Annotated in this window: 35 protein-coding genes; 30 read left to right on the top strand and 5 right to left on the bottom strand. The window is 65.0% G+C overall.

The genetic code is table 11. The annotated features are described in order from the left end of the window. Positions 1 to 12 precede the first annotated feature (12 nt). The 25 genes from fusA to EJ903_RS01690 all read left to right on the top strand — a co-directional run bounded on the left by fusA (position 13) and on the right by EJ903_RS01690 (position 15,317). A complete protein-coding gene (gene fusA, locus EJ903_RS01810) occupies positions 13 to 2,091 on the top strand; it encodes an elongation factor G (RefSeq protein ID WP_126611522.1) in 2,079 nt (692 codons plus the stop codon). Between the two features lie 37 nt (positions 2,092 to 2,128). Further along, on the top strand, positions 2,129 to 3,319 hold the full coding sequence (gene tuf / locus EJ903_RS01805; RefSeq protein WP_126611520.1) for an elongation factor Tu: 1,191 nt from the start codon (positions 2,129 to 2,131) through the stop codon (positions 3,317 to 3,319). A gap of 483 nt (positions 3,320 to 3,802) precedes the next feature. Beyond that, a complete protein-coding gene (gene rpsJ / locus EJ903_RS01800) occupies positions 3,803 to 4,111 on the top strand; it encodes a 30S ribosomal protein S10 (protein WP_085555136.1) in 309 nt (102 codons plus the stop codon). A 64-nt stretch (positions 4,112 to 4,175) separates the two neighbouring features. After that, a complete protein-coding gene (rplC, locus tag EJ903_RS01795) occupies positions 4,176 to 4,886 on the top strand; it encodes a 50S ribosomal protein L3 (protein WP_126611519.1) in 711 nt (236 codons plus the stop codon). Positions 4,887 to 4,891: 5 nt separating this feature from the next. After that, positions 4,892 to 5,512 carry a 50S ribosomal protein L4 gene (rplD, locus tag EJ903_RS01790; protein WP_126611517.1) on the top strand — a complete coding sequence of 207 codons (621 nt, stop codon included), beginning with the start codon at positions 4,892 to 4,894 and terminating at the stop codon, positions 5,510 to 5,512. Further along, on the top strand, positions 5,509 to 5,826 hold the full coding sequence (locus tag EJ903_RS01785) for a 50S ribosomal protein L23 (RefSeq protein WP_126611515.1): 318 nt from the start codon (positions 5,509 to 5,511) through the stop codon (positions 5,824 to 5,826). Before rplD ends, EJ903_RS01785 begins: the two co-directional genes overlap by 4 nt. Positions 5,827 to 5,842: 16 nt before the next feature. Beyond that, positions 5,843 to 6,670 carry a 50S ribosomal protein L2 gene (gene rplB / locus EJ903_RS01780; RefSeq protein WP_126611513.1) on the top strand — a complete coding sequence of 276 codons (828 nt, stop codon included), beginning with the start codon at positions 5,843 to 5,845 and terminating at the stop codon, positions 6,668 to 6,670. 12 nt (positions 6,671 to 6,682) lie between these two features. Further along, positions 6,683 to 6,961, top strand: coding sequence for a 30S ribosomal protein S19 (gene rpsS / locus EJ903_RS01775; RefSeq protein WP_012973209.1), 279 nt, complete (start codon positions 6,683 to 6,685; stop codon positions 6,959 to 6,961). 3 nt (positions 6,962 to 6,964) lie between these two features. Then, on the top strand, positions 6,965 to 7,360 hold the full coding sequence (rplV, locus tag EJ903_RS01770; protein WP_012973210.1) for a 50S ribosomal protein L22: 396 nt from the start codon (positions 6,965 to 6,967) through the stop codon (positions 7,358 to 7,360). A 1-nt stretch (position 7,361) separates the two neighbouring features. Continuing rightward, a complete protein-coding gene (gene rpsC, locus EJ903_RS01765; RefSeq protein WP_126611512.1) occupies positions 7,362 to 8,111 on the top strand; it encodes a 30S ribosomal protein S3 in 750 nt (249 codons plus the stop codon). Positions 8,112 to 8,123: 12 nt separating this feature from the next. Further along, a complete protein-coding gene (gene rplP / locus EJ903_RS01760; RefSeq protein WP_126611510.1) occupies positions 8,124 to 8,555 on the top strand; it encodes a 50S ribosomal protein L16 in 432 nt (143 codons plus the stop codon). Continuing rightward, complete coding sequence (gene rpmC / locus EJ903_RS01755) at positions 8,552 to 8,758, top strand: 50S ribosomal protein L29 (RefSeq protein WP_126611509.1); 207 nt, start codon at positions 8,552 to 8,554, stop codon at positions 8,756 to 8,758. The genes rplP and rpmC overlap by 4 nt, the downstream gene beginning before the upstream one ends. Before the next feature lie 10 nt (positions 8,759 to 8,768). Continuing rightward, a complete protein-coding gene (gene rpsQ, locus EJ903_RS01750; protein WP_126611507.1) occupies positions 8,769 to 9,023 on the top strand; it encodes a 30S ribosomal protein S17 in 255 nt (84 codons plus the stop codon). A 20-nt stretch (positions 9,024 to 9,043) separates the two neighbouring features. Beyond that, positions 9,044 to 9,412 carry a 50S ribosomal protein L14 gene (rplN, locus tag EJ903_RS01745; RefSeq protein ID WP_012973215.1) on the top strand — a complete coding sequence of 123 codons (369 nt, stop codon included), beginning with the start codon at positions 9,044 to 9,046 and terminating at the stop codon, positions 9,410 to 9,412. Next, complete coding sequence (gene rplX, locus EJ903_RS01740; protein WP_126611505.1) at positions 9,412 to 9,729, top strand: 50S ribosomal protein L24; 318 nt, start codon at positions 9,412 to 9,414, stop codon at positions 9,727 to 9,729. The genes rplN and rplX overlap by 1 nt, the downstream gene beginning before the upstream one ends. Positions 9,730 to 9,739: 10 nt before the next feature. Continuing rightward, entirely contained in the window at positions 9,740 to 10,282 is a 543-nt protein-coding gene (gene rplE, locus EJ903_RS01735; protein ID WP_126611504.1) for a 50S ribosomal protein L5, read from the top strand. Positions 10,283 to 10,297: 15 nt separating this feature from the next. Next, positions 10,298 to 10,603 (top strand): 30S ribosomal protein S14, encoded by a 306-nt coding sequence (gene rpsN / locus EJ903_RS01730; protein WP_126611502.1) that lies wholly within the window; start codon positions 10,298 to 10,300, stop codon positions 10,601 to 10,603. A 12-nt stretch (positions 10,604 to 10,615) separates the two neighbouring features. Next, on the top strand, positions 10,616 to 11,014 hold the full coding sequence (rpsH, locus tag EJ903_RS01725) for a 30S ribosomal protein S8 (RefSeq protein WP_126611500.1): 399 nt from the start codon (positions 10,616 to 10,618) through the stop codon (positions 11,012 to 11,014). 12 nt (positions 11,015 to 11,026) lie between these two features. After that, positions 11,027 to 11,560, top strand: coding sequence for a 50S ribosomal protein L6 (rplF, locus tag EJ903_RS01720; RefSeq protein WP_126611498.1), 534 nt, complete (start codon positions 11,027 to 11,029; stop codon positions 11,558 to 11,560). A gap of 5 nt (positions 11,561 to 11,565) precedes the next feature. Further along, on the top strand, positions 11,566 to 11,928 hold the full coding sequence (gene rplR / locus EJ903_RS01715) for a 50S ribosomal protein L18 (RefSeq protein ID WP_126611496.1): 363 nt from the start codon (positions 11,566 to 11,568) through the stop codon (positions 11,926 to 11,928). A 12-nt stretch (positions 11,929 to 11,940) separates the two neighbouring features. After that, on the top strand, positions 11,941 to 12,510 hold the full coding sequence (rpsE, locus tag EJ903_RS01710; RefSeq protein WP_126611494.1) for a 30S ribosomal protein S5: 570 nt from the start codon (positions 11,941 to 11,943) through the stop codon (positions 12,508 to 12,510). 3 nt (positions 12,511 to 12,513) lie between these two features. Beyond that, a complete protein-coding gene (gene rpmD / locus EJ903_RS01705) occupies positions 12,514 to 12,705 on the top strand; it encodes a 50S ribosomal protein L30 (RefSeq protein ID WP_126611493.1) in 192 nt (63 codons plus the stop codon). Between the two features lie 4 nt (positions 12,706 to 12,709). Further along, positions 12,710 to 13,195 carry a 50S ribosomal protein L15 gene (rplO, locus tag EJ903_RS01700; RefSeq protein ID WP_126611491.1) on the top strand — a complete coding sequence of 162 codons (486 nt, stop codon included), beginning with the start codon at positions 12,710 to 12,712 and terminating at the stop codon, positions 13,193 to 13,195. A gap of 137 nt (positions 13,196 to 13,332) precedes the next feature. Then, a complete protein-coding gene (gene secY, locus EJ903_RS01695) occupies positions 13,333 to 14,676 on the top strand; it encodes a preprotein translocase subunit SecY (protein ID WP_126611489.1) in 1,344 nt (447 codons plus the stop codon). After that, entirely contained in the window at positions 14,673 to 15,317 is a 645-nt protein-coding gene (locus tag EJ903_RS01690) for an adenylate kinase (RefSeq protein ID WP_126611487.1), read from the top strand. Before secY ends, EJ903_RS01690 begins: the two co-directional genes overlap by 4 nt. Positions 15,318 to 15,418: 101 nt before the next feature. Here the strand turns inward: EJ903_RS01690 and EJ903_RS01685 are convergent, their stop codons facing one another. From EJ903_RS01685 to EJ903_RS01675, 3 genes are all read right to left on the bottom strand, one after another. Continuing rightward, positions 15,419 to 16,195: a FadR/GntR family transcriptional regulator gene (locus EJ903_RS01685; RefSeq protein WP_126611485.1), complete on the bottom strand. Its 777-nt coding sequence runs from the start codon at positions 16,193 to 16,195 to the stop codon at positions 15,419 to 15,421. A 90-nt stretch (positions 16,196 to 16,285) separates the two neighbouring features. Then, positions 16,286 to 17,197: a DMT family transporter gene (locus tag EJ903_RS01680; protein ID WP_126611483.1), complete on the bottom strand. Its 912-nt coding sequence runs from the start codon at positions 17,195 to 17,197 to the stop codon at positions 16,286 to 16,288. A gap of 127 nt (positions 17,198 to 17,324) precedes the next feature. Continuing rightward, complete coding sequence (locus EJ903_RS01675) at positions 17,325 to 18,020, bottom strand: MBT domain-containing protein (RefSeq protein WP_126611481.1); 696 nt, start codon at positions 18,018 to 18,020, stop codon at positions 17,325 to 17,327. A 135-nt stretch (positions 18,021 to 18,155) separates the two neighbouring features. Between EJ903_RS01675 and EJ903_RS01670 the strand changes: the two genes are divergently transcribed. Both EJ903_RS01670 and EJ903_RS01665 read left to right on the top strand, forming a co-directional pair. Further along, positions 18,156 to 19,037 (top strand): N-formylglutamate amidohydrolase, encoded by an 882-nt coding sequence (locus EJ903_RS01670; RefSeq protein ID WP_126611479.1) that lies wholly within the window; start codon positions 18,156 to 18,158, stop codon positions 19,035 to 19,037. Between the two features lie 4 nt (positions 19,038 to 19,041). Then, on the top strand, positions 19,042 to 20,181 hold the full coding sequence (locus EJ903_RS01665) for a carboxylate-amine ligase (RefSeq protein ID WP_126611478.1): 1,140 nt from the start codon (positions 19,042 to 19,044) through the stop codon (positions 20,179 to 20,181). A 61-nt stretch (positions 20,182 to 20,242) separates the two neighbouring features. On the opposite strand, the gene EJ903_RS01660 is transcribed toward EJ903_RS01665, so the two are convergent. Continuing rightward, positions 20,243 to 20,971: an MlaA family lipoprotein gene (locus tag EJ903_RS01660; protein WP_126611476.1), complete on the bottom strand. Its 729-nt coding sequence runs from the start codon at positions 20,969 to 20,971 to the stop codon at positions 20,243 to 20,245. 978 nt (positions 20,972 to 21,949) lie between these two features. On the opposite strand from EJ903_RS01660, the gene EJ903_RS01655 reads away from it, so the two are divergent. The 3 genes from EJ903_RS01655 to EJ903_RS01645 all read left to right on the top strand — a co-directional run bounded on the left by EJ903_RS01655 (position 21,950) and on the right by EJ903_RS01645 (position 26,130). After that, on the top strand, positions 21,950 to 23,269 hold the full coding sequence (locus tag EJ903_RS01655) for an O-acetylhomoserine aminocarboxypropyltransferase (protein ID WP_126611474.1): 1,320 nt from the start codon (positions 21,950 to 21,952) through the stop codon (positions 23,267 to 23,269). A gap of 8 nt (positions 23,270 to 23,277) precedes the next feature. After that, complete coding sequence (locus EJ903_RS01650; protein WP_126611472.1) at positions 23,278 to 24,090, top strand: alpha/beta fold hydrolase; 813 nt, start codon at positions 23,278 to 23,280, stop codon at positions 24,088 to 24,090. Between the two features lie 150 nt (positions 24,091 to 24,240). Then, entirely contained in the window at positions 24,241 to 26,130 is a 1,890-nt protein-coding gene (locus EJ903_RS01645; protein WP_377005579.1) for a PAS domain-containing sensor histidine kinase, read from the top strand. A 72-nt stretch (positions 26,131 to 26,202) separates the two neighbouring features. On the opposite strand, the gene EJ903_RS01640 is transcribed toward EJ903_RS01645, so the two are convergent. Then, positions 26,203 to 26,685 (bottom strand): Hsp20 family protein, encoded by a 483-nt coding sequence (locus EJ903_RS01640; protein WP_126611468.1) that lies wholly within the window; start codon positions 26,683 to 26,685, stop codon positions 26,203 to 26,205. Positions 26,686 to 26,868 lie beyond the last annotated feature (183 nt).

The raw sequence follows: 26,868 nt of genomic DNA, 5'->3' as shown, positions 1-26,868 counted from the left end.
TGGTGATCGTTCATGCCCCGCTCGCACGCCCTCGACCGTTACCGCAACATCGGCATCATGGCCCACATTGATGCTGGGAAGACGACGACGACCGAGCGCATCCTGTTCTACACCGGCAAATCCTATCGGATGGGCGAAGTCAACAACGGCACCGCCGTTATGGACTGGATGGAGCAGGAGCAGGAGCGCGGCATCACGATCACCTCGGCGGCGACGACCTGTTTCTGGCGCGATCATCGCATCAACATCATCGACACGCCCGGTCACGTCGACTTCACGATTGAGGTTGAACGGTCCCTGCGCGTGCTCGATGGTGCTGTTGCGATTTTTGATTCGGTGGCGGGGGTTGAGCCGCAAACCGAAACCGTGTGGCGTCAGGCCGACAAATACGGCGTGCCGCGCATGGGCTTCATCAACAAGATGGACAAGGTCGGTGCCGATTTTTCGGGCACCGTCGCGATGATCCGCGACCGGCTGGGCGTGACGCCGCTGGTTCTGCAAGTGCCCATCGGATCGGAGGCCGCTTTTGTCGGCGTGATCGATCTGGTGATGATGCGCGCCACCGTCTGGAAGACCGAGACGCTGGGCGCGGAATACACACACACCGACATTCCCGAGGGTTTGAAGGACGAGGCCGCGCGCGCCCGTAAGGCGCTGCTGGACGCCGTCCTTGACCTCGACGAGGCCGCGACCGTGGCCTATCTGGAGCGCGGCGAGGAACCGTCCGCCGACACGCTGCGCGCCTGCATCCGCAAGGCGACGCTGTCGGGCCGATTCGTTCCGGTGCTCTGCGGCTCCGCCTTCCGCAACAAGGGCGTTCAACCGATGCTGGACGCCATCGTCGATTATCTGCCCGCACCCGGCGAATCTGGGGCGGTGAAGGGGCACCGACTCGAGGGCGGCGGAGCGGATGAACGCGCCGCCAACGATGATTCGCCCTTCGCCGGTCTGGTCTTCAAGGTGATGAACGACCCCTATGTCGGGCCGTTGAGCTTCTTCCGCGTCTATTCCGGAACCGTCCGGGTCGGCGACACCGTGTTCAACCCGACCAAGGGCGAGCGGGAGAAGATCGGCCGCATGCTGGAAATGCACGCCAACAGCCGCGAGGACATCGCGCGGGCTGGCGCGGGCGACATCGTCGCCTTTGCGGGTTTGGAGCACACCGGGACCGGCGAGACGCTGTGCGACCCGCACAGCCCGATCGTGCTGGAGCGACTCGATATCCCCGAACCGGTGATCGAGATCGTGGTGGAACCGCGCACCGACGCCGACCACGACAAGATGAGCGTCGCCCTGGGCCGTCTGAACCAGGAAGACCCGTCGATGCGGGTGTCGGTGGACCGTGAGAGCGGCCAGACCGTGATCCGGGGCATGGGTGAACTCCATCTGGAAATCATTGTCGACCGCATGAAGCGCGAGTTCCGCGTGGATGCGGCGGTTGGCGCTCCCAAGGTCGCCTACCGGGAAACCATCGCCCACGCTGCCGACATCGACCACACGCACCGCCGCCAGATCGGCGACCGCGCCCAGTTTGCCCGAGTCGCGCTGCGCTTTGAGCCGCTGCCGCGTGGCTCGGGGTTTGTCTTTGAGAATCGCGCGCCCACCGCCGCCGTGCCGAAGGAGTTCGTCACCGGTGTGCAGAAGGGCTTGGACGCGGCCAAGGACGCGGGCGTGGTGGCGGGCTTCCCGCTGGTGGATGTGCGCGCCGTGCTGATGGATGGCAGCTTCCACGACGTCGATTCGTCGGTCCAATCCTTTGAGCTGGCCGCGCGCTCGGCCTATCGGGATGGGCTGACCAAGGCCGGGCCGGTGCTGCTTGAGCCGTTGATGCGGGTCGAGGTCATCACCCCGGAAGAGTATATGGGCGACGTCATCGGCGATCTGAACAGTCGCCGGGGCCAGATCACCGGCATGGATCAGCGCGGCAACGCCAGGGTCGTCACGGGACAGGTTCCCTTGGCGGCCATGTTCGGTTATGTGAACACGCTGCGTTCGATGAGTCAGGGCCGCGCCCAGTACAGCATGCAGTTCGACCATTATGAACCGGTGCCGCAGGCCATCGCGGATCATGTCCGCGCCAAGGTGGCCTGAAGCCCGCTGGAACGATTGAGAAACGGAGAAACCACCCATGGCTAAGGCAAAGTTCGAGCGGACGAAGCCGCACTGCAACGTTGGCACGATCGGCCACGTCGACCACGGCAAGACGTCGCTGACGGCGGCGATCACGAAGGTGCTGGCGGAGTCCGGCGGCGCGACCTTCACCGCTTACGACCAGATCGACAAGGCGCCGGAAGAAAAGGCGCGCGGCATCACGATCTCGACCGCCCACGTCGAGTACGAGACGACCAACCGCCACTACGCGCACGTCGACTGCCCCGGCCACGCCGACTACGTCAAGAACATGATCACCGGTGCCGCCCAGATGGACGGCGCGATCCTGGTCGTGTCGGCCGCCGACGGCCCGATGCCGCAGACCCGCGAGCACATCCTGCTCGCCCGTCAGGTCGGCGTCCCGGCGCTGGTCGTGTTCATGAACAAGGTCGACATGGTCGACGATCCGGAACTGCTGGAACTGGTCGAGCTGGAAGTGCGCGAGCTTCTGTCGTCCTACCAGTTCCCCGGCGACGACATTCCGATCACGAAGGGTTCGGCGCTGTGCGCGCTGGAAGACCGTTCGCCGGAAATCGGCCGCGACGCCGTTCTGGCCCTGATGAAGACGGTTGACGAGTACATCCCGCAGCCGGAGCGTCCGGTTGACCGTCCGTTCCTGATGCCGATCGAAGACGTGTTCTCGATCTCGGGCCGTGGCACCGTCGTGACCGGTCGTGTCGAGCGCGGCATCGTCAAGGTTGGTGAGGAAGTCGAGATCGTTGGCCTGAAGGCCACGGTGAAGACCACCGTCACCGGCGTTGAAATGTTCCGCAAGCTGCTCGAGTCGGGCCAGGCTGGCGACAACATCGGCGCGCTGCTGCGCGGCACGAAGCGTGAAGACGTCGAGCGCGGCCAGGTTCTGGCCAAGCCGGGTTCGATCACCCCGCACACCAAGTTCAAGGCCGAAGCCTACATCCTGACGAAGGAAGAGGGCGGTCGTCACACCCCGTTCTTCACCAACTACCGTCCGCAGTTCTACTTCCGCACGACGGACGTGACCGGTATGGTCACGCTGAACGAAGGCGTGGAGATGGTGATGCCGGGCGACAACGTCGCCATGAACGTCGAGCTGATCGCTCCGATCGCCATGGACGAAGGCCTGCGCTTCGCCATCCGTGAAGGCGGCCGCACCGTCGGTGCCGGCGTCGTCGCCACGATCATCGCGTGATCTGACGTCAGTCAGTGTGTGTTCAGCCGGTGGGGAAGGGCGGTGTCCGACCGTCCCCACCGGTGGGTTCTAGACATCGGGCGCTCTCTGTCACGCCGCCACCATGTGCCGATCAGGCATTCTCCCCAAGCGGGGAGAATCAGGATTGACACGGGGGCGGCGTCATCATAGAGATTACGCCCTCTGGATTTTGGGTTGGTGGTAGGCGTTTTCGGCCTAGACGCAGCCCGATAACGAACGGCAACCAGCGCCTCGGCCAGTTCTGGCCACGCAGCGCTCAGAGTCGACCGGAACATCCCGTCCGCGCGAAAGCGCGGGGGATGTTCTTTTCGTATCGGCCCGTCAAAACGGTCAGAGCGTCGCCCGTCGCCCGCTTTCGCGGCACGGTGGGTGGCTCTTTTGCCGTCGGCGGTCCGCGAAGGTTTGTGGGGGTTCCGGTGGCGCGTCCGCGTCATCGCTACGAGGTGCAAGGGACGTTTGGACATGGACAGCCAGAACATCCGCATCCGCCTGAAGGCGTTCGATCATCGCGTGCTCGACCAGTCGACCAGCGAGATCGTGAACACCGCCAAGCGGACCGGCGCGCGCGTGCGGGGGCCGATTCCCCTGCCGACGCAGATTGAAAAGTTTACGGTGAACCGTTCGCCGCACATCGACAAGAAGTCGCGCGAGCAGTTCGAAATCCGCACCCACAAGCGTCTGCTCGACATCGTCGATCCGACGCCTCAGACGGTCGACGCGCTGATGAAGCTCGATCTGGCCGCTGGCGTGGATGTCGAGATCAAGCTCTGATTTTTTCGGTTTGGTAAGGGACCTCTCCGCTCAACGGATGTCCCTGGTCAGGAGATAAAGAACAATGCGATCCGGTTTGATCGCGCAGAAGCTGGGTATGACCCGCGTCTTCACCGACGACGGTCAACATATCCCGGTGACTGTGCTGAAAGTCGACAGCTGCCAGGTCGTCGCCGTTCGCACCGAAGAGACGGACGGCTACACCGCCGTTCAGCTCGGCGCGGGCGCCATCAAGGTCAAGAATGTCACGAAGCCTGAGCGCGGGCATTTCGCCAAGGCGCGCGTGGAACCCAAGCGCAAGCTGGCCGAGTTCCGCGTCGATGCCGATGCTCTGATCGAAGTTGGCGCGGAAATCTCCGCCGCCCACTTTGTCGCCGGGCAGTTCGTTGACGTCACCGGCACCTCCATCGGTAAGGGTTTTGCCGGTGCGATGAAGCGGTGGAACTTCGGTGGTCTGCGCGCCACGCACGGCGTGTCGGTGTCGCACCGCTCGCACGGTTCGACGGGCAACCGTCAGGATCCCGGTAAGGTCTTCAAGAACAAGAAGATGGCCGGCCATTTGGGTGACGAGAAGGTCACGGTCCTGAATCTCCAGGTCGTGTCGGTTGACGAGGCCCGTGGTCTGATCCTGCTGAAGGGTGCCGTCCCCGGCGCCGAAGGCGGTTGGCTGCGCATCCGCGACGCTGTGAAGAAGAAGGCCCCGGAAGGCCTGCCCTTCCCGGCGGCCATCAAGGCCGCGCCGGCGGCTGAGGCCCCGGCCGAGTCGCAGGAGTGAGCGCCATGAAGGCCACGATCAAGAACCTCAACAACGAAGCCGTTGGCGAGATCGAACTGTCGGACGCCGTGTTCGGCCTGCCCACCCGCAGCGATCTGCTGGCGCGCATGGTCAACTGGCAGCTCGCCAAGCGTCGGTCGGGCAACCACAAGACCAAGGGCATCAGCGAGATCAGCGGCACCACCAAGAAGCCCTACGGGCAGAAGGGCACCGGCCGCGCCCGTCAGGGTTCGATCCGCTCGCCGCAGTTCCGTGGTGGTGCGACCATTTTCGGTCCGGTCGTTCGTTCGCACGAGCATGACCTGACCAAGAAGGTCCGCAAGCTGGCCCTGAAGACCGCGCTGTCGGCCAAGCTGGCCGAAGGCAAGCTGGTCGTTCTGGACGCCGCCGCCGCTGAGAGCCACAAGACCAAGGAACTGGCCGCCCGCTTGGCTGGCCTGGGCCTGACCTCGGCTCTGATCATCGATGGCGCGAACCTGAACGAGAACTTCTTCAAGGCCTCGCGCAACATCCCGCTGATCGACGTGCTGCCCGAACAGGGTGCCAACGTCTACGACATTCTCCGCCGCGACACGCTGGTCCTGACCCGCAACGCGGTTGAGCAACTGGAGGCTCGCCTGAAATGAGCAAGCAGTCGAAACCTTCGGTGACTCAGGAGCGGATGTACGACCTGATCCTCGCTCCCGTCATCACCGAGAAGTCGACGATGGTGTCGGAACACAACCAGGTTGTCTTCCGGGTGCCCCTCTCGGCTACGAAGCCGGAGATCAAGGCCGCCGTTGAAGGTCTCTTCAACGTCAAGGTGACTGCCGTCAACACCCTGATTTCCAAGGGCAAGACCAAGCGGTTCCGTGGCATCGTTGGTCGTCGGTCGGACGTCAAGAAGGCCGTTGTTACCCTCGCCGAGGGCAACAAGATCGACGTGACCACGGGCATCTGAGCGGGAGTGTGATCCGATGGCTCTGAAGCAATATCGCCCGATTACCCCGTCGCTCCGCCAGCTGGTCATCGTTGACCGCTCGGAGCTGTGGAAGGGCAAGCCGGTCAAGTCCCTCACTGAGGGTCTGACCAAGTCCGGCGGTCGCAACAACACCGGTCGCATCACCGCGCGCCGGATTGGTGGTGGCCACAAGCGCGTCTACCGTCTGGTGGACTTCAAGCGCCGCAAGTTCGACGTTCCCGCCGTTGTTGAACGGCTGGAATACGATCCGAACCGCACGGCCTTTATCGCGCTCATCAAGTACCAGGATGGGACCCTGTCCTACATCCTGGCGCCGCAGCGCCTGAAGGTTGGCGACACGGTCGTGTCCGGCGAAAAGGTCGACGTGAAGCCCGGCAACGCGATGCCGCTGCGCTCCATCCCGGTCGGTTCGGTCGTGCACAACGTCGAGCTGAAGGCTGGCAAGGGTGGTCAGGTCGCCCGTTCGGCCGGCACCTATCTCCAGCTCGTCGGCCGTGACGGCGGCTACGCCCAGCTCAAGCTCCCCTCGGGCGAGCTGCGCGTGGTGCGTGGCGAGTGCATGGCGACGATCGGTGCGGTGTCGAACCCGGACCAGATGAACACCAACCTCGGCAAGGCCGGTCGCAAGCGTTGGCTTGGCGTTCGTCCGTCGGTGCGCGGTGTGGCCATGAACCCGATCGACCACCCGCACGGTGGTGGTGAGGGTCGCACCTCGGGGGGCCGTCATCCGGTCACGCCGTGGGGCAAGCCGACCAAGGGCAAGAAGACGCGTCACAACAAGAAGACGGATGGCCTGATCCTGCGCCGCCGTCATTCGAAGTAAGGAGGTCGAACGATGGCACGCTCCGTTTGGAAAGGCCCGTTCGTCGACGGCTATCTGCTCAAGAAGGCGGACAAGAGCCGGGCTTCGGGTCGCAACGAGATCATCAAGATCTGGTCGCGTCGCTCGACCATCCTGCCGCAGTTCGTGGGTCTGACGTTCGGCGTCTACAACGGCCACAAGTTCCTGCCGGTTCTCGTCACCGAGCACATGATCGGTCACAAGTTCGGCGAGTTCGCTCCGACGCGCACCTTCTACGGTCACGCGGCGGACAAGAAGGCGAAGAGGAAGTAAGCCATGGGCAAGTCTGCCAACCCCAGCCGGGTCGCGGAGAACGAGGCCCTGGCCCGCAATCCGATGATCCGCACCAGCCCGCGCAAGCTCAACCTCGTCGCCCAGCTGATCCGGAACATGGACGCCAGCCGCGCCGTCGCCGAGCTGACCTTCTCCAAGCGCCGCATCGCCGGCGAGGTGAAGAAGGTCCTGCAGGCGGCGATCGCGAACGCCGAGAACAACCACCAGCTCGACGTCGACCGTCTGTACGTGTCGTCGGCGACCGTTGGTCGCGCTCTGGTGATGAAGCGCTTCCACGCTCGTGCCCGCGGTCGCGGCGCCCGGGTTGAAAAGCTGTTCAGCAACCTGACGATCATCGTTCGCGAACGCGACGCTGCTGTTGCCGAAGGGGCCGAGTAAGATGGGTCAGAAAATCAACCCGATTGGGCTGCGTCTCGGCATCAATCGGACCTGGGACAGCCGTTGGTTCGCCAAGCGCGACTACGCCAACCTCCTGCACCAAGACCTGAAGCTGCGCGGCTACCTCCAGGGCCGCCTGCAACAGGCCGGTGTGTCGCGCGTCGTGATCGAGCGTCCGGCCAAGAAGGCCCGCATCACCATCCACTCGGCCCGTCCGGGTGTGGTGATCGGCAAGAAGGGCGCGGACATCGAGAAGCTGCGTCTTGAGCTGTCGAAGATGACCGGCAGCGAGGTCAGCCTGAACATCGTCGAAATCCGCAAGCCGGAAATCGACGCCCGTCTGATCGCCGAGAACATCGCCAGCCAGCTGGAGCGCCGAGTGGCGTTCCGCCGCGCCATGAAGCGGGCCGTCCAGTCGGCCATGCGTCTGGGCGCTCAGGGCATCCGGATCAACTGCTCCGGCCGTCTGGGCGGGGCGGAAATCGCCCGCATGGAGTGGTATCGCGAAGGTCGCGTGCCGCTGCACACCCTGCGTGCCGACATTGATTACGGCATCGGCACCGCCAAGACCACCTACGGCACCTGCGGTGTCAAGGTGTGGGTGTTCAAGGGCGAGGTCATGGCTCACGATCCGATGGCGCAGGACAAGCGCATGGGTTCGGAAGTCGTGCCCACCGATGGTGAGCCGCGTCGCGAGCGCCACGAGCGCCGTGACCGTCGCGAGCGCTCCGAGCGCTCCGACCGCGAGTAAAGGGGCCGAGCGATGCTTTCTCCCAAGCGCACGAAATTCCGCAAGGCCCACAAGGGCCGCATTCACGGCAACGCCAAGGGCGGCACCGACCTGAACTTCGGTGCCTACGGCCTGAAGGCTCTGGAGCCGGAGCGCATCACCGCCCGTCAGATCGAAGCGGCCCGCCGCGCGATCACCCGCGCGATGAAGCGTCAGGGCCGCGTCTGGATCCGGGTGTTCCCGGATCTGCCGGTCTCGACGAAGCCCGCCGAAGTCCGCATGGGTTCCGGTAAGGGTTCGCCGGAATACTGGGCTGCGCGCGTTAAGCCGGGTCGCATCCTGTTTGAGCTGGACGGCGTGCCCGCAGATGTGGCAAAAACCGCCTTCGCTTTGGCCGCTGCGAAGCTGCCGATCAAGGTTAAGCTTGTGACCCGCCTCGGCGGTGTCGAGGAGGGTGCGGCATGAAAGCCGTAGACATTCGGAGCAAGAGCGCCGATGAGCTGCAGGAGCAGCTCATCCAGCTCAAGAAGGAACAGTTCAACCTGCGTTTCCAGAAGGCCTCCGGCCAGCTGGAAAACACCGCGCGGGTGAACGTGGTGCGTCGCGACATCGCCCGCATCAAGACCATCATCGGCGAGCGTGCCCGCTCCGCCGAAGCCGGCAAGTAAGGGGATTCTCATGCCTCGCCGCGTTATGCAGGGCACGGTGGTCAGCGACAAGGGCGACAAGACCGTTACGGTTCTCGTCGAACGCCGCGTCATGCACCCCGTGTACAAGAAGTTCATTCGCCAGTCGAAGAAGTACGCCGCCCACGACGAGGGCAACCAGTTCAAGGTCGGCGATACGGTTTCGATCATCGAATGCCGTCCGATCTCCAAGCGCAAGCGTTGGACGGTCGTGACTGAGGCGGTCGCCGATACCGGCGCCGCGTGACAACCGAAAGGTCGTAAACCATGATCCAGATGCAAACCAACCTGGAAGTCGCCGACAACAGCGGGGCGCGCCGGGTGCAGTGCATCAAAGTGCTTGGCGGTTCCAAGCGGAAGGTGGCCACGGTCGGCGACGTCATCGTCGTTTCGGTCAAGGAAGCCATTCCCAAGGGGCGCGTCAAGAAGGGCGACGTGCATCGTGCCGTCATCGTCCGCACCGCGAAGGAACTGCGTCGGGAGGACGGATCGGCGATCCGTTTCGACCGCAACGCTGCCGTGCTGATCAACAAGCAAGGCGAGCCGATCGGCACCCGTATCTTCGGGCCGGTCACTCGTGAGCTGCGCGGCAAGAAGTTCATGAAGATCATCTCGCTGGCGCCGGAGGTGCTGTGATGGCCGCGAAGATCAAGACCAAGGACAAGGTCGTCGTTCTGACCGGCCGTGACAAGGGCAAGACCGGCGAAGTCATCAAGGTCCTCCCCAAGGAGGGCCGTGTCGTCGTGCAGGGTGTGAATCTGGTGAAGAAGCACCAGCGTTCCACCCAGACGACGCAGGGTGGCATTGTCGAGTTCGAAGCGCCGATCCAGGCATCGAACCTCGCTCACATCGATCCGAAGGATGGGAAGCCGACCCGCGTCGGTTTCAAGATTCTGGAGGATGGCCGCAAGGTGCGTGTCGCCAAGCGGTCCGGCGAAGTCATTGACCTGTGAGGGCCGGGGCATGACCGCACGTCTGAAAGACGTTTACGACTCCAAGATCCGCGCTTCGCTGAAGTCCGAGTTCAACTACTCGAACGATCTCGAAGTTCCGCGCCTTGAGAAGATCGTCATCAACATGGGTGTGGGCGAAGCCGTCGCCGACTCCAAGAAGATCCAGCTCGCCGTTGCCGAACTGACCGCCATCACCGGGCAAAAGCCGGTTGTGACCCGTTCGCGCAAGTCGATCGCCCAGTTCAAGCTGCGCGAAGGCATGGCGATCGGCTGCAAGGTCACGCTGCGCCGTGATCGGATGTACGAATTCCTCGACCGCCTGGTGACGATTGCTCTGCCGCGCGTCCGTGACTTCCGTGGCATCCCGGGCAACAGCTTTGACGGCCGTGGCAACTATGCCATGGGCGTCAAGGAGCAGATCATTTTCCCGGAAATCGATTACGACAAGATCGATCAAATCCGCGGGATGGACATCATCATCGTCACCTCGGCGAAAACCGACAAGGAAGCGAAAGCTCTCCTGAAGGGTTTCGACATGCCGTTCGTGAGCTGAGGCTGGAGCACGACCATGGCTAAGACCAGTTCCATCGAAAAGAACAAGCGTCGCGCCCAGCTGGCCAAGCAGTACGCCAACAAGCGTGCCAAGCTGAAGGCCATCGCCAGCGACCGTTCGCTTCCTCCCGAGGAGCAATTCGCCGCCCGCTTGAAGCTGGCCGAACTGCCCCGCAATTCCTCCAAGACTCGCGTGCGCAACCGCTGCGAACTGACCGGGCGTCCCCGGGCGTTCTACCGGAAGTTCAAGCTGTGTCGTGTGATGCTCCGTGAACTGGCCTCGACCGGCCAGATTCCGGGCATGACGAAGTCGAGCTGGTAAGGGGGGCTGACGATGTCTTTGAGCGATCCGCTCGGCGATATGCTGACCCGCATCCGCAACGGTCAGCACGCTCGCATGTCTGTTGTGGTTAGCCCGGCGTCCAAGCTGCGCGCCAATGTTCTGGAAGTCCTGAAGCGCGAAGGGTTCATTCGCGGGTACTCGGAAGAGACCCTGCGCCCTGGCGTGAAGAACCTGAAGATCGAGCTGAAGTACCACGAAGGCGAACCTGTGATTAAGCAGATCGCCCGTGTGTCGAAGCCCGGCCGCCGCGTCTATTCGAAGATCTCGGACCTGCCCCGCGTGTTCAACGGGCTGGGCCTGTCGATCCTTTCGACTCCGCGTGGCGTGATGTCGGACAACGAGGCCCGCGCTGCCAATGTCGGCGGCGAAGTCCTCTGCCGCGTGTTCTAAGGGGGATTCGCGATGTCGCGCATTGGCAAACATCCTGTGCCGGTCCCGGCTGGTGTTGACGTGAACGTCAACGGCCAGCTGGTGACGGCCAAGGGCAAGCTGGGGTCCCTCAGCCTGACCCTGATCGACGACATCACGGCCTCGCTGGAAGACGGCAAGGTCGTGGTGAAGCCGGCAAACGACAGCAAGCGCGCCCGCACCATGTGGGCGACCTCGCGCACGTTGATCAACAACATGGTCACGGGCGTCAGCACCGGTTACACGATCAACCTCGAAATCAACGGCGTTGGTTATCGTGCGGCGGTGCAGGGGAAGGAGCTGGTCATGCAGCTCGGCTTCTCGCACGATGTGAAGTATCCGATTCCGGAAGGCATCAACATCAAGTGCGACAAGCCGACCTCGATCTCGGTGTCGGGGTACGACAAGCACAAGGTCGGTCAAGTCGCCGCGGAAATCCGTGGTTGGAAGAAGCCGGAGCCTTACAAGGGCAAGGGCATCAAGTACGAGACCGAAACCGTCCTGCGCAAGGAAGGTAAGAAGAAGTAACCGCCATGCTGAAGCCCAAGCAACTCAACGAGCGTCGCAAGCAGCGCGTTCGCGCGCAGATTGCCAAGAAGGCCGGCGGGCGTGTTCGCCTCTCCGTCTTCCGGTCGAATCTGCACATCTACGCCCAGATCATCGACGACGCCAACGGCAAGACCCTTGCTGCGGCGTCGACGGTCGAGAAGGAGCTGCGCGAGCAGCTCAAGCACGGCGGCAACGTCGATGCGGCCAAGCGCGTTGGCGGCCTGATCGCCGAACGTGCGAAGGCGGCTGGCGTCTCCGAGGTCGTGTTCGATCGCGGCGGCTACATCTACCATGGCCGGGTGAAGGCCCTGGCCGACGCCGCCCGCGAGGGCGGGCTGTCGTTCTAAGGAGGCCCGGAAATGGCACGTGAACAAGGCGGTCGGGACAACCGCGACCGGCAGCCGCGCGAGCGGGAAGAAAGCGAGCTGATTGAAAAGCTCGTTGGCATCAACCGCGTTGCCAAGGTGGTCAAGGGTGGTCGTCGCTTCGGCTTCGCCGCTCTGGTCGTTGTTGGCGACGGCAAGGGCCGCGTCGGCGTCGGATCGGGCAAGGCCCGTGAAGTGCCGGAAGCGATCCGCAAGGCGACCGATCAGGCCAAGCGCGGCATGATCCGCGTTCCGCTGCGCGAAGGCCGCACGTTGCACCACGATTCGAACGGTCACTTCGGTGCTGGTCGCGTCGTTCTCCGTGCGGCCCCGGCCGGTACCGGCATCATCGCCGGTGGTCCGATGCGCGCAATCTTCGAGGCTCTCGGCGTCCAGGACGTCGTGACCAAGTCGATCGGCACCTCGAACCCGCACAACATGATCAAGGCGACCTTCGACGCCCTGGCCCAAGCTACCAGCCCGCGTTCGGTCGCGGCGCGTCGTGGTCGTCGTGTGAGCGACATCCTCGGCCGTCGTGAGGCCGGCGCTGGACAGGAGGCCTAAGCCATGTCCGAGAAGAAGACCGTCGTCGTGACCCAGACCGGCAGCCCGATCGGGCGTAAGCACGATCAGCGCGAAACGCTGGTCGGCCTGGGCCTGAACAAGCTGAACCGGACCCGCGAACTGGAGGACACTCCGGCTGTGCGGGGCATGATTGCCAAGGTCGCGCACTTGGTCCGCGTCGAGAACGAGGGCTGATGCCATGACGAAGCTCAACGACCTGCGTGACAACGCCGGTGCCCGCAAGGCGCGCATGCGCGTTGGTCGCGGTATCGGTTCCGGCAAGGGCAAGACCGCTGGCCGTGGCGTGAAGGGTCAAACCTCGCGCACCGGTGTGGCGATCAACGGCTTCGAAGGCGGGCAGATGCCTCTGCACCGCCGTCTGCCGAAGCGCGGCTTCCGCAACATTTTCGCCAAGGAATATTCGGTGGTGAATCTGGGTCACATCCAGAAGGCCATCGACGCCGGCAAGCTCAACGCCGGTGACACCGTGGATGCCGCCGCCCTGTTCGCGGCTGGCATCACCGGCCGGGTGAAGAAGGACGGCGTCCGCCTGCTGGCCAAGGGCGAGCTGACCGCGAAGGTGTCCTTCACCGTCGCGGGTGCCTCGAAGTCGGCCATTGAAGCGGTTGAGAAGGCTGGTGGCAGCGTCACGCTGACCGAACCCGCCGCCGAAGCCGCCGAGTGACAGTGACAGAACGGCGTCGCGCTTGCGCGGCGCCGTTTTCGGCACTACAAGACGCGTAGTCGCATGGGGCGGCCTGCACCAGCAGGACCGCCCCATGCGCGCTTTTAGGCTCGCACTTACGGGACAGGGATCGGACCATGGCATCAGCGGCCGAGCAGCTTGCCGCCAACATCAATTTCGGGGCGTTTTCCAAGGCGACCGAGCTGAAACAGCGGATTTGGTTCACCTTGGCGGCCCTGATCGTCTACCGGCTGGGCACCTACATCCCGATTCCGGGCATCGACCCGCACATCCTGCAGGATGTGTTCAAGCAGCAGGGCAGCGGCATCCTCGGCATGTTCGACATGCTGGCGGGTGGGGCGCTGCACCGCATGACCATCTTCGCCCTGAACATCATGCCGTACATCTCGGCGTCGATCATCGTGCAGCTCTTGAGCGCCGTGTCGCCGCAGATGGAGGCGATGAAGAAGGAAGGCGAGGCCGGTCGGAAGAAGCTGAACCAATACACCCGATTCGGCACGGTCGTTCTCGCCACCGTCCAGGCTTACGGCTTGGCGGTCGGTCTGGAAGCCATGCGCGGATCCACCGGCCCGGCGGTCATCGACCCCGGCCTGTTCTTCCGCATCGCCACCGTCATCACGCTGGTGGGCGGGACCATGTTCCTGATGTGGCTGGGCGAGCAGATCACCGCGCGCGGGATCGGCAACGGCACCTCGCTCATCATCTTCGCCGGCATCGTCGCGGAACTGCCGCGCGCGTTGGTCAACACGCTGGAACTCGGCCGTCAGGGCGCGTTGTCGACCATCTTCATCATCGTCATGCTGGTGATGGCGGTTGGCGTCGTGTTCTTCATCGTGTTCATGGAGCGCGCCCAACGCCGCCTGCTGGTCCAATACCCCAAGCGTCAGGTTGGCAACCGGGTGTTTGGCGGCGAGGCGTCGCACCTGCCGCTGAAGCTGAACACGGCGGGCGTCATTCCGCCGATCTTTGCGTCGTCGCTGCTGCTGCTGCCCTTGACCGCCGTCGGCTTTGCCGGGGGTGAGGGGCCGGAGTGGCTGCAAACGGTGTCGCGTTATCTGGCGCACGGCACCCCGTTGTACATGGCGATGTACGCGGCGATGATCGTGTTCTTCTGCTTCTTCTACACCGCCATCGTGTTCAACCCGGGTGAGACGGCGGACAATCTCCGCAAGTATGGCGGTTTCATCCCCGGCATCCGCCCTGGCAAGACCACCGCCGATCACATCGACTATGTTTTGACCCGTCTGACGGTCATCGGATCGGCGTACCTTGTGACGGTTTGTCTCTTGCCGGAAATCTTGATTTCCCAGCACTCCGTTCCGTTCTATTTTGGCGGCACCAGCCTGCTGATCGTCGTCACCGTGACGATGGACACGGTTGCTCAGATTCATTCCCACCTGCTGGCCCACCAGTATGAGGGACTGATCAAGAAATCAAAGCTCCGGGGGAGAAAGCAATGAACCTGATACTGCTCGGACCGCCGGGTGCCGGGAAGGGGACGCAGGCGCGCCGGTTGGAGGACACGCGGGGGCTTGTCCAGCTGTCCACCGGCGACATGCTCCGCGCGATGGTGGCCGAAGGTGGTCCGCTGGGCCAGCAGGCGAAAGAGATCATGGCGGCGGGCAAACTGATGCCCGACGCCCTGATGGTCGAGATCATCGGTGAGCGCATTTCCAAGCCGGACGTCGCCAACGGCTTCATCCTGGATGGCTTCCCGCGCACGGTCGCCCAGGCCGAGGCGCTGGACGCCATGCTGGCCGAGAAGGGCCTGAAGCTGAACCACGTTATCGAGATGCGCGTCGTCGACGCCGTCCTGGTGGAGCGGGTCACGGGGCGTTACACCTGCGCCAAATGCGGCAAGGGCTATCACGACAGCTTCGAGAAGCCGAAGGTCGAGGGCGTGTGCGATTCCTGCGGTGGCACGGAGTTCAAGCGCCGGGCCGACGACAACGCTGAAACGGTCACGACCCGTCTGGGGCAGTATCACCAGCAGACCGCGCCCATCCTGCCTTACTATGAGGCGCGCGGGGTTCTGAAGACGGTGGACGGCATGGCCGACATCGACGAAGTCACCCGACAGATCGAGGCGATTCTCGCCTGATGGATCCGCATCCCCTCCGACAACGGGGGGCTGAACACGAAAAGACCGCAGCCCTCGGCAAAGGGCTGCGGTCTTTTCGTGTGTGGATCAATTGATCGGTTTCAGGCTTCGGCGGAGGCGGAATCGGTCGATTCGGATTCGGGTGCGGCCGCAGGGGCCACGCTCATGGCGTGGTAGCGGGCCAGCACCCAGCCCAGATGCGCGGTGACGGCGGCGACCGCACCATCGGCGTCACGGCTGGCGATGGCCTCGTAAATCGCGCGGTGATGCTCGATCATCAGCGCTTCGTGGTTTTCCATGTAGGGTTCGGTGTGGTTCAACTCCACCATGTTGCCGAGGATCTCGCGGATCGTCGCCAGCAGGTGGAGATAGACCGGGCTGCCCGACGCCTGGGCCACGGAGAGGTGAAAATCCATGTCGTCGGCGGCGCGGTTGCCGTCGCCGCTGGTCTGGGTCATCGCCGCCAGGATGCGGCCGATGTTGGCGATCTGCTCCGGCGTCGCGTGCTGGGCGGCGCGGCGGGCGGCCCAGCCTTCCAGCGCCATGCGGATTTCCACGAGGTCGCACAGATTGTCATGCTTGCCGCGCACCATCGCGGTCAGGGCGCCATCCATCACCCCGGCGGACGACACGACTCGGGTACCACCACCCTGGACGGCGGTGAGGAAGCCCTGGGTCTTCAGGGTTTGCAAGGCGGCGCGCACCGACACGCGGCTGACATGGAGCTGTTCGGCCAGCTGACGTTCACCGGGCAGGCGCTGCCCAGGCACCAGTTCGCCACGCGAAATGCGGTCGAGAAGCTGTTGCGCCACCCATTCCGAGATGCGCGGGGAGGAGGAAGAGCCTGGAGCGCTGTCGTCGATGGCGGACACGGGCATCACCCTCTCAATCAAAAGCGTTGAATGGTAGCGGCATCGGTTCCGCGCGCCAAGACCAACGACTGAAGGCGGCGCGTGAAACCTAGGGGATCAGCGGCTGCCGCGCCGCGCCAGCAGAATGCCCGCCAGGATCACCACCGCGCCGATGGCTTGCAGGACGCCCAGAGGCTCCCCCAACAAGATCCAGGCGAGAATCGCGGCCCCGGCGGGTTGCAACAGCAGGCTGACCGAGGAGAAGGAGGCGGGCAAATGGGCCAGAGCGTAGGCAATCATGCTTTGGCCCCCGGCGTGGCTGAACAGGGCCAGCCCGGCCAGCACCGCCCAACCGCTCCACTGCGCGGGCAGCAGGGCTTCGCCGGACAGCAGCGCCATCGGGAGCAGGATCACGGCGGTGATGACGCCGCTCCAGGTCATGATGGTGGCGGTGGAGAATTCGCTGCGCAGATGACCGACCGACAGGATGTAGCCGCCATAAAAGACCGCCGTCAGCAAGCCCAGCGCGTCGCCGAACAGGTGGTCGGCGCTGAGGCGCACACTGTCGCCCATCAGGATCATCGCGCCCGCCAAAGCCATCGCCATGCCAAGCACAAACTTTGCAGTGAAGCGCTCCTTGAACAGGAACCAAGCGACCGGGGCGACGAACAGCGGGGCGAAATTGGCCAGCAGCGTGGAGTTGGCGACCGAGGTGTAGCCGATCGAGATGTGCCAGATCACCAGATCGCCCGCCAGACACAGCCCGGCCAGGATCAGCCGGGCGAAGTCGCGGGGCGAGGAGGGCGGGCGGCTGCGCCCCTTGCCCTTGGGTTCCATCGCCATCCACAAGGCCAGCAGCGGGGCCGACAGCGCCATGCGCCAAAAGGCGATGGACACCGGCCCGACATCGGCCAGCCGGACGAAAATCGGGGCAAAGGCGATGCTCAACGCACCCGCCAGCAAAATCAGCAGGGCGTTGCGTTGGGCATGCGCGGCGGATGGAAGCGGGAAGGCGTGCGTGTCGCTCATCCCCCGCTTATAGCCAGCCACTGGCGGGCGTGCCAGACGGCGAGCGCCCTGGGGGTGTCATACCAGCACTGCGCGCCGTCCGTGGGCGATCTGGGGACGGCGCGGCAGAGTTTTCAGCGCCAAATCATCAGCGCGGGCGGATGCGGTTCAGCGACACCGATTCGTCGTCTTCCGCGCCGTAGCCCTCATAATGGACCGGGCAACGGCCATCGGAGCGCTGCGCGCCGGTGACGACGGCCGGATACCAATCGCCCTGCCACTGAACCTCGACCTGCATGCCGCGCGAGCACAGGGTGCGCGACCCCGAGGTCGGGGCCGTGCCGGACGTTGAACCGGACAGGGACGACAGCGGAACCGTGTTCTGGCCACCGGAGGACGGGGCCGGGGTCATCGCCGGGGCGGACGATCCCTGCTGATCGCAGAACATGGTGCAGACCCGGTTCGCGATCACCTGCCCGCCGCACACGCCGCCGAAACAGTCGCGGTAGTTGGATTCGCAACGGTCATGGCAACTGCTGTTGCCGCAGCCATAGCTGTTTTCAAAGTCGCTGACGCGCTTCTTGATCGGCTGCTTTTCGGCCGTCTGGCGGCGGACATAGGCTTCGTAATCATAGGCCGCGCGGCTGCGGGCCTCGGCCCGGCAGGTTTGCTCCTGCATGGTGCAGCTTTGGCGGCACATGCTCCGTTCCTGCTGGCATTGCGACACGCACAGGCGGCCCTGGGCGCTGGTCGGCGGGATCATGCTGTATTGCGTTTCGTAGATCGGTCCGCAGGCGCTGAGCAGCGCGATCAGACCCAGACACAGCGTCAACAGACGAAGCATCGGTGTGGTTCCCCCCAAATGAGCCGCCCGAGTCTAGCAAGATAACAAAGGCTTCGCCACGGCGCTCCGGTGGGCGCCGCCGGTTGGGTGTTGGGGTGGCTTCACCCGATCAACGGCTTAGGGTAGTGTGTGCGTATGACCTCCTCCACTTCCTCTGATGGCGGGCATGGACCGGTCGCGCATGACCGTCCTGTCACCGCGCCCTTTCCCGCGCGGGCGGGCGATGTCCCCCTGCTCGGTCCAGACGATCCACCGCCTTACACCGTTGTGAACCCGCAGGCGACCGGCCCGCTCCTGATCGTCTGCGACCACGCGTCGCGCGCTTTACCGCGCGCGCTGGGCAGCCTGGGTTTGCCGGAGGAGGAGTTGGAGCGGCACATCGCCTACGACATCGGTGCGGCGGCCCTGTCCCACCGTTTGGCCGCGCGCTTCGCCGCCACGGCGGTGTTGTCGGGCTATTCGCGCCTGCTGATCGACCCAAACCGCAATCTGGACGACCCGACCGCGATCCCGGTCATCAGCGATGGGGTGGTGATACCCGGCAACCGTGCGTTGGACGCACACGCCCAGGCCCAGCGCGTCGACGCGGTGTTCCGTCCTTACCAAGAGGCGGTTGGGCAGCAGGTGGCGCGCATCCGGGCCAGCGGTCAGGTGCCGATTCTGCTGTCGGTCCACAGCTTCACGCCCACCATGCGCGGCGTGGCCCGGCCTTGGCACATCGGGGTGCTGTGGGACCGCGACCCGCGCCTGCCGGTCCCGCTGCTTGCCGCGCTGCGCGCCGATGGGCGGTGGTGCGTGGGCGACAACGAACCCTATTCCGGGCGCGACACCACCGGTGGCACGGTGGAAACCCACGCCACCCCTGCGGGCTACCCCAACGTTTTGCTTGAGGTGCGCCAGGATCTGATCACCGACGACGGGGGCGTGGATCTGTGGGCGCAGGTGCTGGGCGATGCCTTGGCCCCGCTGCTGTCCGCCGCCGATCTGACGATCATCCGCCATTATCCACGGGTCTGAACGCATGGAACCCTCCTTCACCCTGGGGCTGGAAGAAGAATATCTGCTGGTGGATCGCGCCACCCGCGACATCGTCACCAGCCCGCCGGAAGACATGCTGGAGGCCTGTCAGGCTCAGGCCCCCGGCCGCATCCACCCGGAGTTTCTGCGCTGCCAGATCGAGGTCGGAACCCCGGTCTGCTCGACCCTGGCGGAGGCGCGGACGGAGCTGGCCTCGCTGCGCTCCATCGTCGCCGGGGTGGCCGACCGCCACGGTCTGGCCCCGATCGCCGCCTCGACCCACCCCTTCGCCGCGTGGGAGCCGCAGAAGCACACCAACCGCGACCGCTACAACATGCTCGCCCGTGATCTGGGCGCGCCGGCGCGCCGCCTGATGATTTGCGGGATGCACGTTCACATCGGCATCGAGGACGACGATCTGCGCATCGATCTGATGAATCAGGTGCGTTACTTCCTGCCGCATCTGCTGGCGCTGTCCACCTCCTCCCCCTTCTGGCGCGGGCGGGATATGGAGCGCCGGTCTTATCGGCTGTCGGTGTGGCACGAACTGCCGCGCACCGGCATGCCCGCCAGCTTCCAGAGCTTTGGCGAGTATCAGAGCCACGTCGGCGCGCTGGTCAACGCGGGCGTGATCGAGGACGCGACGAAGCTCTGGTGGGACATCCGCCCGTCGGCCCGCTTCCCGACGCTGGAGATGCGCATCACCGACATCTGCACCCGCCTGGACGACGCGGTGACGGTCGCGGCGCTCTACCGCTGCCTGCTGCGGATGCTGTGGCGGTTGAAGCTGCGCAACGTCACCTGGCGGCCCTACAAGAACATGCTGATCGAGGAAAACCGCTGGCGCGCCCAGCGCTATGGCCTGGACAGCGGGCTGGTGGATTTCGGCCAGGGCCGGATCGTGCCCTATCCCGACCTGTTGGAAGAGATCATCGACCTGACGCGCGAGGACGCCGCGCATTTCGGCTGCACCGCCGAGGTGGAGCGGGCGCGCGACATTCTGGCGCGCGGAACCAGCGCCCACCGCCAGGTGGCGATTTATCAGGAGGCGTTGGAGAACGGGGCCACCGGCTGGGAAGCTCTGCACAAGGTGGTGGATTGGCTGGCCGAGGAAACCATGGTCGGGGTGCAAGAAGCCGCATGATGGGGGCCACGTGATTGGCGTGGCCCCCATCCATCGGTCAACCGGCCATCGACTCCGGCCATCAACTGTGCGACGGTGTGCCCGGCTTGGTCGGCGCGCGCGGGCCGGGCAGGGCGGCCTTGGTTGCCGCCGGGCCGCAGCTCTGGGTGATGTAGGTCTGATAATCGGCGCGCTGGACGGCGTAGAGATCCTCGCCCGCCGTCGGCACGTTCTTGGCGTGGCGCAGGGCGGAGGCGGAGCCGCCCAGATCGATCACCAGGAAATCCAGCGTCGCCAACGTCGTTGAAATGAAGCTCAGCGCGTAGACCTCCGCCGCCACGCCCACGGTCAGCGCCGCCGCCCCCACCGTGTTGGTCGGGCCGACGAAGGGCAGCACCAGATAGGAGCCGGGGCGCAAGCCGGTCTGGCACAGCGACGCGCCGTAATTGGCCTCGCGCCGGGTCAGGCCGACCGCGCTCGCCGGATCGAACAGACCACCGATGCCGACGGTGGAGTTCACCGCGAATCGCGCCGCCGACACCGCCGTGTTGGTCGCCTTTCCCTGCAACGCGTTGTCGAGGATCATCTCGATCTCGGTCAGGTTGCTGTAGGCGTTGCCCAGCCCCGTTTTCACCGGACCGGGGATCCAGGGGCCGACATGGTTGACCATCGGGTTGATGACCCAATCGACCAGCCCCTTGTTGAAGGCGAACATCGGCCGGTTGAAGGATTCCAGCGGATCGTCCGCCGCCTGGGCGGCCATCGGCACGGCCATCAGAAACGCAGCAAGGGCGACGGTGACGGCGCGCATGACGGGCCTTTCGGTGGTGATGCCCAAACGGGCGACCCGACCAGCTTACATGAGATAGTTTGCACATTCGCAAGGGGGATTGCCCCGGACCCGCGCGCCAACGCAAACCGCAACCGGAAGGGTGGTTTCCAAGGGGGTTCTGCAATCCCAGTGGAGTGCGGCGCGTGCGACGTGTTACGAGGGGGTGCGGACGGGGTGACGGAATGGCCGTCGCCCCCGCCGCTCACAGGGGAGAACACAGGATGATGAAGATCCTGACTCTCCTGATCCTGCTGTTGCAGCTCATCAAGGCGTGCCTTGACCTGCTGAACCGCTGAGGATCGGGATGGGCGGGCGGGGATAGCGGTCCCCGTCTGCCTGTCCCCGAATGTGGGGTCAGCCCCGCCGTTTGTCAATCAAAGCGGGTGTTGGCCAGGGCAATCGCTTGAACGAACGCTCATCGTCACGCAAACAAGAATGGACGCGGATTTCACGGACAATCGGTAAGGATTACACGGATTTTCGACTCCAATTGCCTCCTGCATCCCGTCATGAGGTTTGTCGCCAGATCGCAAGCAGGGCCGCTCTGGGGCGCGTTCCGCGAAATCCGTGAAAAAATCCGTGAAATTCGTGTCTATTGTTGTTTTGACCATGATGCATGGTGCTTCAAGCGATTGCCCTGGGGTGTCGGCAAAGCGGGCTTTGGCGCTTCCCTCTGCCGTTTGGCCGATGGGGTGGCCTGTTGCTTCGGCTTGACCTTTGCGGCGGCTCTCCATACGCTCCCGCACCGTCAACACCGTCCAACGCGGGTTGAACAGGGCAGGCAAACAAAGACCGAAGCCAGACTGGCCGACGGTTCAAAAAAGGACCGAGGGCCGCGCATCCGATGCGGCCCTCACTTTTCAAACCCCCGCGCGGCCGCCCCGCATCCTCGCGCGACACGCGCGGCTGTCCGATGGCGGCATCCCCCCGCGCGGGTCCAGGGGAGGATATGCCGGGATGGCCGACGCCAAATTCCTGAAATTCGACACGCAGACCCTGCACGCGGGGCAACAGCCCGATCCGGCCACCGGGGCGCGGGCGGTTCCGATCCACATGACCTCGTCCTACGTCTTTCAGGACACCGACCACGCGGCGGCGCTGTTCAATCTGGAACGCGCCGGGCATATCTACTCCCGCATCTCCAACCCGACGGTGGCGGTGCTGGAGGAGCGGTTGGCGATTTTGGAGGGCGGGGTCGGCGCGGTCTGCACCGCCAGCGGACAGGCGGCCTTGACGCTGGCGATCCTCACCCTGATGGACGCGGGCGGGCACATCGTCGCGTCGTCGTCCATCTATGGCGGCAGCCGCAACCTGCTGGCCTACACCCTGCCGCGCTTGGGCATCACCACCAGCTTTGTCCACCCGCGCGACCTGGACGGCATCCGCGCCGCGATCCGTCCGGACACCCGGCTGGTGTTTGGCGAGGTGCTGGGCAATCCGGGGCTTGAGGTGCTGGACGTGCCCGCTGTCGCCGCCATCGCCCACGCGGCGGGCGTGCCGCTGATGATCGATTCGACTTTCACCACCCCCTATCTCTGCCGCCCGCTGGCGCATGGGGCCGATCTGGTGATGCACTCCTGCACCAAATGGCTGGCCGGGCATGGCGTGGCGATTGGCGGGGTGGTGATCGACGGTGGAACCTTCGATTGGGAGGCGTCCGGCAAGTTCCCGACGCTGACCGAACCCTACGCCGGGTATCACGGCATTGATTTCGCCGAGGAATACGGCCCCGCCGCCTTCATCATGCGGGCGCGGGCCGAGGGGCTGCGCGATTTCGGGGCCTGCATGAGTCCGATGAACGCCTTCCAGATTCTGCAGGGGGTGGAAACCCTGTCGCTGCGGATGAAGGGGCACATCCACAACGCCCGCAAGATCGTCGGCTTCCTGGAAACCGAATTGGCGTCGGACAAGGGGGCGGTGGCCTGGGTGTCCTATCCCGAACTGGTCGATCACCCCGATCACGCGCTCGCCGCGCGTCTGCTGCCGCACGGCTGCGGTTCGATCATCTCCTTTGGCGTCAAGGGGCCGGGCGGCGGGCGCGACGCCGGGCGACGCTTCATCGAAGCCCTGTCGCTGTTCTCGCACCTGGCCAATGTGGGCGACGCCAAATCGCTGGTCATCCACCCGGCCAGCACCACCCACGCCCAGTTGGAGGCCGCCGCCCTGGCCGCGTCGGGGGTGGGGGAGGACATGATCCGCCTGTCCATCGGGCTGGAGGACGCCGACGATCTGATCGACGATCTGAAACAGGCGCTGCGCGCCGCCGCCAAGGGGTGAGCCGGGCCATGACCCAACCGTCCTTTCTCGTTCACGGCCATCCCGTCTACGCCCACACCGGCGGGCGTCCGTTCGATCCGTCCCGGCCGGTGGCGGTGCTGCTGCACGGGGCGGGCATGGACCACACGGTGTGGAGCCTGCAAACCCGCTACCTCGCCCATCATGGCCGGTCGGTGCTGGCGGTTGACCTGCCGGGCCATGGCCGTTCGGGCGGCGCGCCGTTGGACAGCATCGCCGCGCTCGCCGATTGGGTGGTGGCCTTGCTCGACGCGGCGGGTGTGGCCAAGGCCGCGCTGATCGGCCATTCCATGGGGGCGCTGGTGGCCCTGGACGCCGCCGCCCGCCGCGCCGATCGGATCGAGTCGATCGTTCTGATGGGCGCGGCGGAGCGGATGCCGGTCCACCCCGATCTGCTGGCGTCGGCGGCGGCGGGCGATCCCTCCGCCAACGATCTGGTGATCGGCTGGGGCCATGGCCCGCGCGGCCACACCGGCGGCAGCGCCGCGCCCGGCCTGGCCTTGATCCCGGGCGGACGGCGGCTGATGGCGGGGATCACGCCCGGCGTGCTGGGAGTCGATCTGGCCGCCTGCAACGCCTACGCGACCGGGGCCACCGCTGCGGAGGCGGTAGGCTGCCCGGCCCTGGTGGTGATCGGGGCGTTGGACCGTATGGCCTCGGCCAAAGCCGGGCGTGCCCTGGCCAGTCGCCTCAAGATGTCGCAAATTGTCACAATTAAACAGGCTGGTCACATGATGATGACCGAAACACCCGACGCCACGGTCGAGGCGTTGCGTGGGTTTCTGGACTTGCGGCGCGTTTGATCCCCATCAATCCAAAGGGATGCGCGGTTCGGTCATACTCCACATGGTCCGTTAATCTTTGACGGTCTATTGTGAGGGATGCTGCGGTGCGGGAATCGACACTCCCTGCATCCCGGCGCGCGTGTCACCTGGGAACCACCGGAGGGCGCAGTGCAGGTTACGGAAAAGACGATTCGCGCCCTGATGCGCAACGCCCGTGACGTGGCGACCGTGGTTGGTGCCGATGGAACCTTCACCTATGTCGGTGATGCGGCGGCGCGGGTTCTGGGTTATGCGCCAGAGCGATTGATCGGCACGCATCTGACCGATCACGCTCATCCCGACGAGCGCGACGAGGTCGTGCGGCGCTTTGCCGCAAGATGGGAAGCCCCCTCCACCCTGTCCGGCACGGCGGTGTTCCGTTTTCGCCATGCCGATGGTCGGTGGCGTTGGGTGGAGGCAACCGGCAACAACCAATCCGATGATCCTGACATCGGTGGTGTGGTGTTGAACGTGCGCGACGTGACCGAGCAGCTCGACACCGCCGAACGGCTGCGGGTCAGCGAAGCGCGCTATCAGACGCTTGCCGAATCGGCACCGGTCGGCATTTTCCAGACCGACGCCGACGGGGGCCTTCTGTACGCCAACGCCCGGCTTGCCAGCATCGCCGGTCTGCCGCCCGAACGTCTGTTGGGGGATGGCTGGTTCGATGCGATTCACCCGCAGGACCGGGCGCAGGTGGCGGCGGAGTGGCGGGCGGGGTTGGCGACCGACCGACCGTTGCTGTTGGATTTTCGCTTTCACGACGCCATGGCGGCGGTGGACATGCGGGTGCTGTGCCAGCGGGTGCCGTTGGAGGGCGGTGGCGGCTTCATCGGCACGATCACCGACGTCAGCGAGTATGTGCGCACCGCCAACGCCCTGCTGCTGTCGGAGGCGCGCAACCAGGCCACGCTGGACACCGTGGCCGACGCCATCCTGACCATCGACGACCGGGATTGCATCGTCAGCTTCAACCGCGCGGCGGAGGAGATGTTCGGGGTCAGCGCCGCCGATGTGCAATGGAACGCCGTTGACGCTCTGTTTCCGGCGACGCATCTGCGCGAGGCGGCGGGGGAGCGGTTCGCCTTTGCCCCCGGCCAGACCACGGCGGTGATTGCCCGTTCCCGGTTGATTGAGGCGCGGCGACCCGATGGCTCCGCACTGCCCATCGAACTGTCGGTCAGCGCCAGCGAGGTGGAGGGACGGCGCTTTTACACCGGCATCCTGCGCGACGTCACCGAACGCCGCCGCATCGAACGCGAGATCATCGCCGCAAAGGAGGCGGCGGAAGCGGCGGACAAAGCCAAATCGGCGTTCGTGGCAACGATGAGCCACGAGTTGCGCACACCGCTCAACGCGGTGATCGGCTTTGCCCAATTGCTGGAAATGAAGCTGAACGATCCGGCGGCGATCAATCTTTATCCCGACTATGTGCGGTCCATCCGCCAGTCGGGGGAGCAGCTTCTGGCGATCATCGACGAGATCCTGGACATCGCGCGGGTGGAATCGGGGCGGTTGGAACTGGCGGACGACGCCCTGGATCTGGGTGGCGTGGTGGTGCAAGCGGTGGCCGATCAGCAATTCTTCGCCAATCACCACGCCATCGCGCTGGAGGTGGCGCTGGACCCGGATTTGCCACCGGTGCGCGGCGACGAGCGGCGCTTGCGTCAGGCCCTGTGCAACCTCATTTCGAACGGGATCAAGTTCAGCCATCCGCAGGGAACCGTCACCGTATCGGCGGGGTGCGACGCGGCGGGGTGGGTGGCCTTGGTGGTGCGCGACACCGGGATTGGCCTGGATCCGGCCGATGTCCACAAGGTGACACAGCCCTTTGTGCAATTGGACCAATCCATGGCCCGAAAATTCGAAGGGGTGGGGCTGGGGTTGCCGTTGGCGCGGCGGTTGGTGGAGGCCCATGGCGGGACCCTGACCATCGACAGCCAGGTGAATCAGGGTTGCACTGTGACGATCCGTCTGCCGCCCGACCGGATCGTGACGGTGGAGGATTTGCTGGGCTGACCCATGCAAAAACGCCCCGGACGGTCCGGGGCGCTTTTGCGGTCCGGTGGACCGCAGGGCGTGACGGCTGGCTCAGGCCGCTTGCGTCAACACGGGGGCGGGCTGCGGGTCAGTCAGGGCGGGTGTGCCCGCTGCGGTGACGATGGGGATCGAGCGGGGCTTCATCGTTTCCGGCACCTCGCGCGTCAGTTCGATGTGCAGAAGCCCGTTGAGCAGCGATGCGTTCGCCACCTTGATGAAATCAGCCAGTTGGAACCGGCGCTCGAAGGCGCGTCCGGCGATGCCCCGGTGCAGGAACTGACCGGTTGATTCAGGCTTGGTCGCCTTGCCGCTGACGATCAGCGAATTCTGATGGACGGTGATGCCGAGATCCTCCAGCGCGAACCCGGCGACGGCCATGGTGATGCGGTAGGAGTCCTCGCCCAGCTTTTCGATGTTGTAGGGCGGGTAGGCGTTGGCAGCGTCGTCCCCGGCGGTGGCGCTTTCCAGCAAGCGCGACAGGCGGTCGAAACCGACGGTGGAACGGAACAGCGGCGAAAGGTCGTAATTGCGCATGGCCTATCCTCCAAAGAGCGATACAGCGTGAGGGGAGCCACGATGATGGTCGGCCCCCGTTGGCGGGTGATCCGGCGAACCCCATTGGGCATCCGCCGATGATCCTGAGATAGGAGGGCGTTTTGACGGTTCAAGGGGGTGACATGCGGATGGCGAGGTCCGCCGCTTAGGGTTCTCGCGAAT

This window comes from Azospirillum griseum, assembly GCF_003966125.1.
In the GTDB taxonomy this organism is placed as follows: Bacteria; Pseudomonadota; Alphaproteobacteria; order Azospirillales; family Azospirillaceae; genus Azospirillum; species Azospirillum griseum.
This window is presented reverse-complemented; position numbering and strand designations above follow the sequence as displayed.